The sequence below is a fragment of the Aneurinibacillus danicus genome (assembly GCF_007991215.1).
Classification (GTDB): domain Bacteria; phylum Bacillota; class Bacilli; order Aneurinibacillales; family Aneurinibacillaceae; genus Aneurinibacillus; species Aneurinibacillus danicus.
The window spans coordinates 1-12,767 of the sequence record NZ_BJXX01000156.1 but is presented as its reverse complement, the minus strand read 5'-3'; the positions used below and the strand labels follow the sequence as shown (position 1 = coordinate 12,767).

Genomic DNA, 12,767 nt, shown 5'->3' with positions numbered 1-12,767 from the left:
TTTTTCTTCTCTGGATCTCATTTCCTCTTTCTCTCCTTTTTTCTTCGTGATTTTCACAGAAAAAAGAGGGATGAGGATAAGCCCCTTCCCTCCATATCTATGCCTGTACCTATTCTTTATTGCACAATTCGCACCTGGGCTTGATCCTTCAATTGACTCTGTCCTTTTACTACCACTTTGTCCCCCGATTTCAAACCGCTGACCACCAGTACGTGTGTAGAATTCCCCTCGGCGGTAACAATGGCTCGTTTAATCGCACGTGTTCCTTCCACAATATACACGCTTTTCTTTCCGTCCTTCTCAATGATGGCATCCGCCGGTACGAGCAAGCCTTTCTGATTATTCATACTGACGCCCAGCACATTGACTTTCATACCGGGAAGAATAACGCCGTCCGGGTTTGGAATCTCGAGTTCAATCGGAAACATTTTGGACTGCCGATCCGCCTCTATCCCCCTGTATGTGACTTTACCTTTGACTGTTTTGCCAAGTGCCGGAATCTCTACGTCCATGAGGGCACCTTTAGTAAATTTGACGACCATGGATTCCGATACATTGATTTTGACAAGCACCGGATTAATGTTAATAATGGTCGCTACTGCCTGCTGCGGGCTGACCAGCTCTCCCGTCTCGTATCCAACGAAACTTATGATACCGGTAATCGGGGCTTTAATCACGGTATCATTCAATGCCGTACGTGCTTTTTCCAGCCCTACCTGGGCCTGCTGCACACCGGCACGGGCCGCGCGTTCGCCACCCATCGCCTGTTGGACGGCAGCTTTGGCCGTTTTATCTGCGCTTACCTGCGCCTGCTTTACACTTGTTTTAGCCGTATTAATCGCACCTTTGCCCTGCGCATCCGCCTGGGCTGATTGATTCATCAGGGTCTTTGCCTGCAGAAGAGCGCTTTCCGCTTGCTCTAACTGCGTCTTGGAAGCAGCACCGGCATCTACCAGACTCTTAACGCGGTCATAGTTCGCCTGGGCAATGGCAACACTTTGCTGGGCGATTTCATAAGAAGTGTTTCCGGCTGCTTTAATTCCGTATGTACTCTTTGCCTGATTGAGCGATGAGGTGGCCGTTTCTACCGCAGCCTGCGCCTGGGCCAGCGATGCTTTTGCCGCACTTACGCCTGCCTGCGCCTGGGCTAATGAAGCCTGGGCCGTATTCAGTGATGCCTGGGCCTGTTTTACACCCAGCACGTAATCCGTTTGATCCAATCGAGCAATTACCTGCCCCTGCTTCACCATTTCTCCTTTTTGTACGGACAACGAAGCAAGCGTACCGGAGAGTTTGGCAACCACATTAACACTTACCTTTGGGGAAATCTCCCCCAACAGCTGGCTTCCGCCTGTTAGTACGCCCTCTTTGACTTCCGCTATGCTAACGGCGATCGGTTTTACTTCCTGGGCGGCACTGCCCGCAGTGACAAGGCCCGCTTCCCGCGCGGAACCACAACCGGCGAGCAGCGATGCTGACACCAGGCAGACCGCCCCTACATGTATCCACTTTTTCTTCATACGTGCATTCCTCTCCTTCACGCGAGCTGCTGTTCTTCTTCGGTAGATGCCGCTGCAGGAAGCAGGCCGCGTTTTCTTAACGTGTAATTGCGAATTTTATCCATTGCTTCATAGCCTACCGGGACAATAACCAGGGTGAGCAACGTGGATGTAGTCAACCCTCCGATAACAACGATGGCAAGACCCGGAGACATCAGCGAACCTTCTACTTCGCCAAGCCCGAGCGGCAGAAGCGCTACAATGGTCGCCACTGCAGTCATAATAATCGGACGCAGGCGGGTAACGCCTGCTTCAAGCAGCGCCTCACGCGTTTCAAGCCCCTTCTCACGCTGCTGTTGTACGCGGTCTACATAGACGATCGCGTTCGTTACTACGATGCCAATCAGCATCAAAAACCCAATAAGCGCCGTTAGATCCAGGGAAGAGCCCGTCAGGAACAGACCGACAATTCCTCCGATAGCTGCGAGCGGTAAAGACAGCAGAATGGAAAGCGGGGCCATCGCATTTCCGAATGCGATTACCATTACGATATATACCATCACCACTGCGGCACCAAGAGCGTAAAACATTTCCTGGAAACTCTTCTGCATGTCCTCGCTTACGCCGCCGCTTGCTACTGTAACGCCATCCGGCAATTTCATTTTCTTTATCGCTTCATTCTGGGCAGTACTTACCCCTTCTTTGTCGCTGCTTGTAATATCTGCGGTAATGGCGATGAATTCTTTTTCGTTGCGGCGCATAATTTGAGATGGCGCTTCTTCATTCGTTACCGTCGCCACATCTTCTAAACGAATCTGCTGTCCCATCGGCGTATTCAGCAGAATGCTTCTGATTTTCTCAAGCGAATCCGTATCCGCCTCTTTCAATCCCAGGATAAAATCATATTCTTCCTCATCAATTTTAATTTTCCCGATTTTCGCGCTGCCCGTCAGGCTGCTAACGTCCCCGGCGATTTGAATCGGGGACATTCCCCACTCTGCCGCTTTGTCGCGATCGACCCGTATAATCACTTCTGATTTTTTATCCGAGAGATTGTCTTTGACATTGACCAGCAGCGGATTTTTTTCCACTTCAGCTTTCACCAATTCCGCGGCTTCTGTCAGCGCCTCTTTATTCGGACCGTTGAGTATAACTTCATATCCTTCGTTTGCACCGTTGCTGATCTTATCAATCGTTAGCTTGGAATCCGCCGGAACGAGCGGTTCGGTTTGCTCACGGAACCGTTCTAGAATCGCATTCACGTCTGCACCGTCTTTCAGCATGATAAACATAGACGATTTATTGGGTTCGTTCTCTTCCCCGATATTTGTCTCGATATAATCGACTCCAGGCTCCTTCTGAAATACGTCTTGCAGTCGTTGTGTCGCTTCCGCCGTTACTTCCAGCGACGTTCCTTTCGGCATCTTAAGAGCGGTTTGGATAACACCGATGTTGGATTCGCCAAACATACTAACATTTAATAATCCCGTCAGACTAAGGCTTCCTATCAGCAGGCCAAACGCAATGCCGGCTGTAATTAGCTTATGGCCAAGAGACCATTTCAACAAACGCTGATACATAAAGGATACTTTGCCCGGCTCGTGCTCTTTTACTTTGGTTGAGCGCAGCAGAAGAAGTTTGGTCATCAGTGGTACGACCGTCACCGCTACCAATAGCGAGGCGAGCAGCGAACAAACAACCGTGACAGCAAACGGACGAAATACTTCGCCAACAACGCCGCTTACGAATGCAATGGGCGCAAATACAGCTACGGTAGTTATGGTTGATGATGTAATGGCGTTTGTTACTTCCTTTGCCGCGAACCGGATGACGTCAGTGTTTCGTTCACGATTCAACTGCAGGTGACGGAAAATATTTTCGATGACAACGATACTGTCGTCCACCACCCTGCCTACGGCAATGGCCATGCCAAACAGCGTCATCATATTCAGTGTCAAGCCGAGCCAACTCATGAAAATAAGGCTGACCAAGATAGAAAGCGGGATGGATACGAGTACAATAAGCGTGGATTTCATGTTGCGCAGGAACAAAAGAATCATCAGGGATGCCATGATGGCGCCCATCATTCCTTCATTCATCATGCTCTTGATGGAGTCTTTAATGTCTACAGAGGTGTCGTATACCGTCTTGAAATCGATGTCAGGATAACGCTGGCGAAGCTCATCCAGCTTTTTGTTAATGATGTCGCCAGTTTCTACCGCATTTCCTTCGCGTGTCTTGTACAGGCGGATGCTAATACCTGGTTTGCCGTTCAGACGGCTAATTTGTTCCTTTTCCGTTTCAAAAGCGACGTCCGCCACATCGCCGATTTTCACATAGGCTAGTCCGCTGTTCATGCCGGAAGAAAGAAATAATTTCGTATTCTTAATCTGTTCAATGTTTGTAAACTTGTTAAGAATACGTACCGCCTGCTCTTCTTCCTGTATTTTCACATTTCCTGCCGGAATACCAACATGATTCGCTTGAATTAATTGTTTAAACTGGGAAGCGGAAAATCCATAATTGCTGAGCGCCGATAGATTAGGATATATATGCACCTTGTTCACGCGCTCGCCGACAGTGGAAACCTTCTCCACTCCCTGGATATCCTCGAGCTCAGGCACGATTGTATCCTTTACCAGAGAATTTAAGGAATCATCGGATATCGCCGTGTTTTTGGGGCTTACGGCTAGATAATAAATCGGCGCCGTTCCGAAGCCTTCTGTGTTCACCTGCGGGCGTTCCGCATCGGCAGGTAATTTGACGCCCGAGATTTTCTTTTCAACCTCATCCCTGGCTTCCTCCACGTCCGTTCCCGCGTTTAGCATCACAACAAGCGTAGAGTGATTATCAACTGAATGCGATTCGAGATATTTCATTCCTTCGATGGTATTGACCGCTTTTTCCAGCGGTTTGGTCACATCATCAAGCACATCTTCCGGAGCCGCATTCGGATAGTCCGTCTGGACAATGACAACCGGGAACGAGATATCAGGCATACTCTCCACTTTCAGAGAGGTAGCAGCCACCACGCCACCCATCGTAATCAGGAGAATAATAATAATAACGGCGGCCGAGTTCTTTAATGAGAAACGGGTTAAAAATTCCACGCCTCCTCCTCCTTCCTCTTTCCTACTATATGAATGCTATGTAACCAGTCCGATTCTATGTTAACGTATCCATTCTTTAAGGCGGAACGTCCCAAGCATGATTCTTCCTCCGTCTTAAGACGGAGATGAAAAGACATAAGAAAAACTCGCTGGTGCTATCGCCCGTCCTTTTTCCATAAAAAAAGAGAAGGTATATCAACCTTCTCACAATTATCATTGTCTCTATTTTTTTATTTTTCTACGCTACCCGGCCATTCTAACATGCCGCCGACCATATTCTTTACGTTGTAGCCACGCTCGGCCAGCCATTCGGATGCCATGCCGCTCCGGTTACCGCTCCGGCATACCATAATATATTCTTTTTCCTTATCCAGTTCATGCAGCCGGGCCGGAATTTGCCCCAACGGAATGTGCTTTGCACCTGGAATGCGCCCGCCTGCATATTCCTCATCTTCCCGCACATCAATCAAATTCAGCTTCTTCCCTTGTTTGAGCTGCTCATTCACTTCATTTGCTGAGATTTCACCGTATGTACTCATACTGTCGCCTCCTCTGTTGCGATTATTTATTCGTAATTCTCTTCTTACTTATACCTGTTATATGCCTGTGAATAAAGTAAACGAAGATAACCAGGCGCTTAAACGCTGCATTTGTCCCGTATAGATTAGTACACCCATGGCAATAAGAATCCATCCGCTTACATTCTTAATGACTGGCATCCAGCGATTCAAGCTGCGGACTGCTTTAACGGAATACAGCATAATAAACGAAATGATAAAAAACGGAATCGCAAGACCGAGAGAATAAACACTGAGTAAAAACATACCGGTATTGACCGTTTCAGCATTGCTGGCCAGAAGCAAGATGGAAGACAGGGCAAGACCTACGCACGGCGTCCACCCGGCCGCGAACGCCATGCCAAGCAACAGTGACGAAAACCCTTTGCCTGCCTGAATACGGGACATGTCAAACCGCTTCTCGCGGGCCAGGAAACGAAGCTTCAGCCAACCAATTGTCTGAAAACCGAAAATAACAATCAAAATACCGCTCAATTGCTCGAATAGCTCTCGATTCGAACGAAGAAATTGTCCCAAATAGCTGGCAGTTGCTCCGAATAAAACAAAAATAATAGAAAAACCGATAATAAAAGCCAGCGAACGAACCAACAGCGTACTGCGCCGGATTGCAAGCCGATCGTCCTGCACCATCCCTCCGGTCAAATGCGTAACGTATGCGGGTATTAACGGGAAAACGCAGGGGGAGAAAAAAGAAAGTAAGCCGGCAAACCAGGCGAATGATACGGATATGGATTGCTGCATATTACCACCTCTCTAAGCATTGTCGCACATTCGATTCTTCTCATGCAAGAATGGACATACTTTTTATTTTATAGCGGACAAGCAGTTTCACCGTCCTGTCATAATTCGTCCGATTTTTCACAGATGGAAAAAAGTAAGCACGCCCTTTTCAGGCATGCTTTTTTACCTTTCTGCAGTGAGCGTCTTCTCGTTCGCTACTCCACACCAGTGCATAATTGTATGTGCCATAATCTCCGCGCATTCCATTACGCGATCAAGCTCGATGTATTCGTTCGGATAGTGGGCCATGCTGGTTACTCCCGGTCCGAATACGATGGACGGAGTCTCCCCTACCCTGGTCAACAACCCGCCGTCCGTTCCCCATGGGGAAGCTTCGATAGCAGGTTCTTCGCCAAGCACTGAACGGTACGAGTGGATAAGATGATTCATCAGCTCGTGATCGCTGTCAATCATGCCCGGTATCCACTGTGCACCGAACCATTCCAATTGCGGCGGATGCTGCTTAAACCATTCATCATCCAACGCGGCCAATGCTTCAGCCATTGCCTGTTTCGCATCTTTCATTTCCTCATCCGGCGCTACACCCATCCGTCCCTGCAGCTCTACCAAATCAGGAACGGAAGACGGCCACTCTCCACCTTGAATCGTTCCCACGTTTATCGGAATAGGAATCGGGATATTTTTGTACAGCGGGTCGGTAATCCGTTCGTTCCTTTCCTTCTCCAGCTTGCGGATCGCATCCACGACAATCATCGCCTTCTCAATCGCACTTACGCCTTCATAACGCGTGCCGCCATGCGCGGAGCGCCCTTTTACTTTAATCTTGAACCACATGGACCCCTGTTGTTTCGGGAAGATTTTCATCTGGGTCGGCTCTGGAATGAGTGCTGCATCAGCTTTGTAGCCGCGCAATACCGTAGATAATGTCCCCGATCCCCCACTTTCTTCCTCCACTACGCTTTGGAAGATGATATCGCCCTTAAGACGGACACCTAACTCTTTCAGGCACTTGATAGCAAACAGCATCGCAATATTGCCGCCCTTCATATCCGTTACGCCGCGCCCATACATTTTGCCATCTTCAACCTTGCCGCTGAAAGGATCATCATTCCATTGATCAAGGTCGCCTGCCGGTACGACATCAATGTGCCCGTTCAAGATAAGCGACTTTCCGCCGCCTTCGCCCTTCCAGACTCCCACTACGTTCGGACTTCCCTCAAACGATGTGCGCGGAGAGCAAAAGTATGGGTGTTTAATTAACTCTTCACCCGATGGCTCCCATATGTCTACATCCAAACCAAGCGAGGCCAACTTATCGGCCACCAATTTCTGCGCGCTTGCTTCTTTGCCCTGCACGCTCGGCGCCTGCACGACCTGCGCGAGAAAATCGATGGCTTCCTGCCGGTGCTCCCGCATCCACTGCTTTACTTGTTCTTTCATTACGCCTGTGCACCTCCCTGGTTATTTAAAGACCGGAATTTGACTGCTTTCCGCAAATTTAAGCGGGGCTTCGGTGCTTTCTACCACCTGTTCGACCGTATACGGATACAGCACCTCGCGCAAGTATAATTCTCCGTCTACCACTTCAATCACCGCCCGTTCGGTAATAATCATATCTACACATTCCGGAGCGGTCAGCGGCAGCGTACATTTCCGTAAAATTTTCGGCTCTCCCGCTTTGTTTGTATGATTCATCAACACAATGACTTTTTTGGCTTTCTGCGCCAGCTCGATAGCTCCACCCATGCCGGGCACCCGCTTCCCCGGTACAATCCAGTTGGCCAAATCACCCTTTTCGCTCACTTCCAATGCGCCAAGAATGGTGATATCCAGGTAGCCGCGACGGATCATGCCGAATGCGACAGTGCTGTCAAAGTAGGAAGCACCGGGCACGATGGTAACGGGAAATCCGCCTGCATTGCAAAGATTTTCGTCTTCCTGGCCTTTTGCAGGGGTCGGACCGGTTCCGAGTATTCCATTCTCTGCATGGAACATAACATCCCAGTCATGCGGAATATAATCCGCAACCAGCGTCGGGATACCGATACCTAAATTGACCAGCATGCCCGGCCGGATTTCTTTCGCCGCACGCCGCGCGATTAAGTAACGCTGCTCTACTCCCACGCCCATTTCCAGTTCACCCCTTCGCTCTGTACGATACAGTCCACATATACGCCCGGTGTTACGATGCATTCCGGATCAAGTGCTCCGCACGGTACGATTTCGTCCACTTCCGCAATTGTGATGTCTGCTGCCATTGCCACAAGCGGGTTAAAGTTGCGCGCACTCTTGTCATACACAAGGTTTCCGTATTCGTCCGCTTTTTTCGCATATACAATGCCAACTTTCGCAGTCAGTGCCGGTTCCACCATGTATGTTTTTCCGTCCACTTCAATCTTTTGTTTCCCTTCTTCCACAATCGTGCCAAGTCCTACATCCACCAGAATGCCGCCCAGGCCCATACCGCCTGCGCGAATCTTCTCGGCCAGCGTACCTTGAGGATAGAATGTTACCTTCATGCTGCCCTCCGTCATCAGTCGACCGGCATTCGGATTGGAACCGATGTGCGACGTAATTAAGCTGTGGGCGCGGCCTGCCGTTACAAGTCGGCCAATTCCGATATCGGGAAAACCGGAGTCGTTGCCGATTAAATCCAGATCAGTTACCCCTTTACGCAAAATGCTGTCGATAAGAGTCGGCGGATTGCCTACGCCGCCGAATCCGCCAAACATAAGCGTAATGCCGTCCGTAATATGGGCCAGCGCTTCATCGAGTGAAACTACTTTAGAGATTGTCTGTGTCATCTGCATCCCTCCTCCGTTATACGCTTTCTTTGGAAACGAGCTGCCCTTCCTGCTTCAATTCCACCTCTATCTCACCAATGGACTGATCAAGTATAAATAAAAGTTCATTCACTTCTTCTTCTGAGATGACAAACGGCGGGGCCACCAGAACGGCGTCGCCCGCCTGTCCGTCGATGCCGCCGGACGCGCTGTAAATAAGCAATCCTTTCTGCATCGCCTTTTCAATCAAGCGCTCTGTTACGTGGAGGTTGAGGGAGAACGGCTCCTTCGTCGTACGGTTCTTAACAAATTCAATGCCGCACAAAAGACCCTTACCGCGCACATCACCGATAATGTCATGCTTCTGCATAAGCGCCTGCAGGCCCGCCATCAATTGAATACCTCGCTCTTCCGCTCTGGTAATCAGCTGGTTATCTTCGATATATTGCATAACCGAAAGCGAAACGGCGGCGGATTGCGGATTGGCGCTAAACGTGTGGCCGGACATAATCGACTTCGAACCTGCGGCGATGATATCGATAATGCGCCTGCTGGCAATGGCGGCCGCCATCGGCGTGTATCCGGCGCTCATCCCTTTGCCAAGCGCCATTAAATCCGGTACGACACCCCAATGATCAATTCCGAACGGTTTGCCGGTTCTTCCATTGCCTGTCATCACTTCATCGGCAATAAACAAAATGTTATAGCGCTCACAAATTTCTTTAATCCGCTGATAATAATACGGCGGTGGCGTAACCGCACCGCCGGAAGCACCGATAATCGGCTCCGCGATAAATGCGGCGATATGATCAGCGCCGATGCGGTGAATCGCTTGCTCCAACTGGTTGGCGCACAGCAAGCCGCAGCTTGGATATGTGCTGTTGAACGGACAGCGATAGCAATAGGGAGGCTCAATCGACGGAAACTCCTCCAGCAGCGGAATAAAGCGCTTTCTTCTTAGAATATGGCCGGACATAGAGAGTGCGCCCATGGTAATACCGTGGTAGCTCATCCAGCGTGAGAGAACTTTGTTTTTGGTCGTTCGACCCTGCTCCTGCCAATATTGAATCGCAATCTTCATTACGGTTTCGGTCGCTTCCGACCCGCTATTGACAAAAAATACATAATCCAAATCCCCTGGCGTCCAGCTTGCCAGTTTGGCAGCCAGAGCTTCCGCCGCTTCGCTTGTAAATTGCGAACGGTACGTAAAGCATACTTTTTTCGCCTGTTCATTCATTGCATCAATAACCGGTTGTACACCGTGTCCAATATTAGCTGTTACGGCGCCCGAGCATCCATCCAGGTAAGCTTTTCCTTCGATGTCGTATAAATAAACTCCTCTACCATGAGAAACGGTGGGATATTCTTTATCTAACAGCGGTTTAATAACGTGGCTATGTCCTCTCATCGGACGCTCCCCCTCTGCATTTCTTCATATTTTCATCATAACAAGGCAATTCAAAGAAGAATATTCGCACTATTACATAAATTTGTAGTATATTTTTTATACATGATGTATAAAGAGAGGAATTAGCATGTCGATTACACTAAAAGAAGCGTTGGAATTGCCGGACATTCAACATATTAAGCTGGTCGGAGGCCGCGGCGGACTGCACAAAGTCATCAAGTGGGTCACCATCGTTGAAATTATCGAGGATACAACCAGACTTCAAGAAGGAGAATTTCTGATTACGACCGGGTACGGACTTGATACGGAGGCGAACCGGCATGACTTTATCAAGCGGCTGGCGTTACAACATTTGTCAGCCGTAGCGATTCACACCGGCTTTTATATGGAGCGGATTCCGGATGAATTCATCGCAGCGGCGGATGCGCATGACCTGCCGCTGATTGAAATCCCACACCATATGAACTTCTCTGAAGTAACCAAGGCGCTGCTTGGCCATATCGTGAATCGCCAACTGCAGATCATGCAGGATACGCAGCAAATCCACCGGGAACTGACCATGCTGGCATTAAACAATCAGGGATTGGCCCCGCTTGTGCATATGCTGGCCGCACGCCTGCAAGCGGAAGTGGACGTCTATGACACGCAAGCAACCCGTTTAGAGGGAAGCAGCATTCATTCCGAAACTTCGGTTTCATTTGAAGAAACCAAACATCAGCTTATTCATCCGATAGCGACCGACCAGGAGCAATACGGATTCCTGCATGTACAAAAACGAACACCGCTTACAGAAATGGACCGTCTCATCGTTGAGCAGGCCGCAATGGTGTGCGCCATCGAGTTCCTGAAGCGAAAAGCGGTCGAGGAAGCGCTGCTCCGCATGCAGGAAGATGTGCTTGATGAACTCCTTGAGACCGGCAGTCAGGATGAAACCTATCTTCGGAAGTTAGCGCATAGACTAGGCTCTAGACTGGAAGGAACTATGACCATCATGCAAATTGCCTCAGTCTCAGAAGACAGCCTCCGGGCATTCGCCCAATCCTGGGCTCAAAAGCAAAACATCCCTATACTGCTGCGTGAGAAACAGCGAACGATGACAATCCTGCTTCCTGTAAAGCAGGAGAAAGACGCTATCAGAGCGGCCCAATCTCTGCAGCAGGAAGCGCAGTTGCGGCTTACGTCCGAACTGCTTCACATCGGCTTAAGCCGACCGTTCACAAGGCTTGCCGCTACCGCTGCAGGTGCGCAGGAGGCACGGGAAGCGCTGCAAGTATCGATCATCACCGGAGAGCCTATCCTGTCTTACGATAAAATCGGAGCCTATGCCCCTCTTCTGCAGATGAAAAAAGCAGGGGTAGAGCTTACGGCTTTATACAGCCCGCTTCTCGACCCGCTGCTTGCATACGATCAAAAACACAATTCCAGCTTGTTGGATACGCTGGACTGTTATCTTCAGCATAATTCCAACATCAAAAACACGGCGGCCGCGCTGTTCATCCATAGGCATACGCTAAAATATCGGTTGGAACAGATCGCCGAAAAGACGCAGAAAGATTTGCAAAGTGCCCATGCGCTTACCGAATTCCATCTAGCACTTATGGCATACCGGCTCGACCATGCCGCATTGAAAGTTCTGTAGGCTTGCTAGCCGCGGGATAAATCCTTAACCCAAAGGCTCATGTCTTCAAATTTATCGAAGATATTGCAATTCTTGGTCATGCGCCCGGTATACTCATAACCCAGTTGATGAAACACCGCATTCATTCCAAATGATAACGAGCGCGCAAGTGAATAAGCGCAGTATATGCTGCGGCGGCGCAACTCGTGTTCAAGCGCCGTAATCAGATGACGCATCAGTCCGTGCTTGCGGTGTTCGGGATATGTGGCGCAGTCGGTCACCTCTGCGTTATTGTAAGCGGCGTTTACTTCAGCCGATGCGGCACTGACAATCCGGCCGCCTGCTTCCGTTACATAGAAAACGGTCCCTTCTAGGATGACCTTCTTGATGTAAGTCGCATCGTTCATCGGGGTCGGATACGTCTGAAAAACAGTCCCGTACAATTGAGCCAGTTGCTCGGCGTCCTCAATGGTGGCAAGGCGCATGGAATAACCCTGAGCGAGCCGATTTTCCATGGATTTTAACGGAAGCTTGAGCACCTGACGCAGAATTTCGTCTTCTTCCATCCAGTATGCGCTTGTGCGCCGCTCATCCGTGAAGTACATGGCCATACTGTATGCGTCGCTGCCATTAAAGTACTTTTTATACACGCCTTCAAGCATATAGCCGAGGTGTAAGAATGCCTGCCAATCTTCGGAACGTGATTTAATGAACACTTTTGTAAATGCATGTTTCTCCACAAGTTCTAAAATCCGCTCGTGCATTGCCTGTACGTCGCCGCGATAATCATCCACGCGCAGGCGGGCATTAAAGGGATCAAGGCAGACATCCATAGTGAAATAGGTTCCCATTTCCGTACAGACTTGATAATAGCGTTCATTTTTTGTTGTCATAAACAGTCCTCCGCTCTTCTATATTTTTCATAGTTAAAGAATGTTGCAAAAAATATGCCACTGTTTTCATGATTTTCACAGAAAACCACCATGACCGATTAGCCACAACCCCGGCATGAAAATGAGGGGAAGAGCAG

10 protein-coding genes are annotated in these 12,767 nt (G+C 49.4%); 1 reads left to right on the top strand and 9 read right to left on the bottom strand.

The annotated features are described in order from the left end of the window. Positions 1-116: 116 nt before the first annotated feature. The 8 genes from ADA01nite_RS16685 to ADA01nite_RS16650 all read right to left on the bottom strand — a co-directional run bounded on the left by ADA01nite_RS16685 (position 117) and on the right by ADA01nite_RS16650 (position 10,119). Positions 117-1,520, bottom strand: coding sequence for an efflux RND transporter periplasmic adaptor subunit (locus ADA01nite_RS16685; protein WP_146811407.1), 1,404 nt, complete (start codon positions 1,518-1,520; stop codon positions 117-119). Between the two features lie 17 nt (positions 1,521-1,537). Further along, entirely contained in the window at positions 1,538-4,609 is a 3,072-nt protein-coding gene (locus ADA01nite_RS16680; RefSeq protein ID WP_146811406.1) for an efflux RND transporter permease subunit, read from the bottom strand. Positions 4,610-4,839: 230 nt separating this feature from the next. Then, positions 4,840-5,148, bottom strand: a complete 309-nt coding sequence (locus ADA01nite_RS16675; RefSeq protein WP_146811405.1) for a rhodanese-like domain-containing protein — start codon at positions 5,146-5,148, stop codon at positions 4,840-4,842. A gap of 57 nt (positions 5,149-5,205) precedes the next feature. Continuing rightward, positions 5,206-5,928 (bottom strand): cytochrome c biogenesis CcdA family protein, encoded by a 723-nt coding sequence (locus ADA01nite_RS16670; protein ID WP_174760625.1) that lies wholly within the window; start codon positions 5,926-5,928, stop codon positions 5,206-5,208. Positions 5,929-6,090: 162 nt separating this feature from the next. Then, positions 6,091-7,368 carry a peptidase gene (locus ADA01nite_RS16665; RefSeq protein ID WP_146811404.1) on the bottom strand — a complete coding sequence of 426 codons (1,278 nt, stop codon included), beginning with the start codon at positions 7,366-7,368 and terminating at the stop codon, positions 6,091-6,093. Between the two features lie 21 nt (positions 7,369-7,389). Then, positions 7,390-8,058: a 3-oxoacid CoA-transferase subunit B gene (locus ADA01nite_RS16660; RefSeq protein WP_146811403.1), complete on the bottom strand. Its 669-nt coding sequence runs from the start codon at positions 8,056-8,058 to the stop codon at positions 7,390-7,392. Then, positions 8,043-8,732, bottom strand: coding sequence for a CoA transferase subunit A (locus ADA01nite_RS16655; protein WP_371863572.1), 690 nt, complete (start codon positions 8,730-8,732; stop codon positions 8,043-8,045). Before ADA01nite_RS16655 ends, ADA01nite_RS16660 begins: the two co-directional genes overlap by 16 nt. A 16-nt stretch (positions 8,733-8,748) precedes the next feature. Continuing rightward, entirely contained in the window at positions 8,749-10,119 is a 1,371-nt protein-coding gene (locus tag ADA01nite_RS16650) for an aspartate aminotransferase family protein (protein WP_146811401.1), read from the bottom strand. A 127-nt stretch (positions 10,120-10,246) separates the two neighbouring features. On the opposite strand from ADA01nite_RS16650, the gene ADA01nite_RS16645 reads away from it, so the two are divergent. Then, entirely contained in the window at positions 10,247-11,758 is a 1,512-nt protein-coding gene (locus ADA01nite_RS16645; protein ID WP_146811400.1) for a PucR family transcriptional regulator, read from the top strand. A gap of 5 nt (positions 11,759-11,763) precedes the next feature. On the opposite strand, the gene ablB is transcribed toward ADA01nite_RS16645, so the two are convergent. Next, positions 11,764-12,630, bottom strand: a complete 867-nt coding sequence (gene ablB / locus ADA01nite_RS16640; protein ID WP_146811399.1) for a putative beta-lysine N-acetyltransferase — start codon at positions 12,628-12,630, stop codon at positions 11,764-11,766. Between the last annotated feature and the right edge of the window lie 137 nt (positions 12,631-12,767).

Bases quoted from the DNA above. Each gene is read 5' to 3' on its own strand.
- ADA01nite_RS16675 (WP_146811405.1), bottom strand. From the start codon at position 5,148: ATGAGTACATACGGTGAAATCTCAGCAAATGAAGTGAATGAGCAGCTC.
- ADA01nite_RS16665 (WP_146811404.1), bottom strand. From the start codon at position 7,368: ATGAAAGAACAAGTAAAGCAGTGGATGCGGGAGCACCGGCAGGAAGCC.
- ablB (WP_146811399.1), bottom strand. From the start codon at position 12,630: ATGACAACAAAAAATGAACGCTATTATCAAGTCTGTACGGAAATGGGA.
- ADA01nite_RS16660 (WP_146811403.1), bottom strand. From the start codon at position 8,058: ATGGGCGTGGGAGTAGAGCAGCGTTACTTAATCGCGCGGCGTGCGGCG.
- ADA01nite_RS16685 (WP_146811407.1), bottom strand. From the start codon at position 1,520: ATGAAGAAAAAGTGGATACATGTAGGGGCGGTCTGCCTGGTGTCAGCA.
- ADA01nite_RS16655 (WP_371863572.1), bottom strand. From the start codon at position 8,732: ATGACACAGACAATCTCTAAAGTAGTTTCACTCGATGAAGCGCTGGCC.
- ADA01nite_RS16650 (WP_146811401.1), bottom strand. From the start codon at position 10,119: ATGAGAGGACATAGCCACGTTATTAAACCGCTGTTAGATAAAGAATAT.
- ADA01nite_RS16670 (WP_174760625.1), bottom strand. From the start codon at position 5,928: ATGCAGCAATCCATATCCGTATCATTCGCCTGGTTTGCCGGCTTACTT.
- ADA01nite_RS16645 (WP_146811400.1), top strand. From the start codon at position 10,247: ATGTCGATTACACTAAAAGAAGCGTTGGAATTGCCGGACATTCAACAT.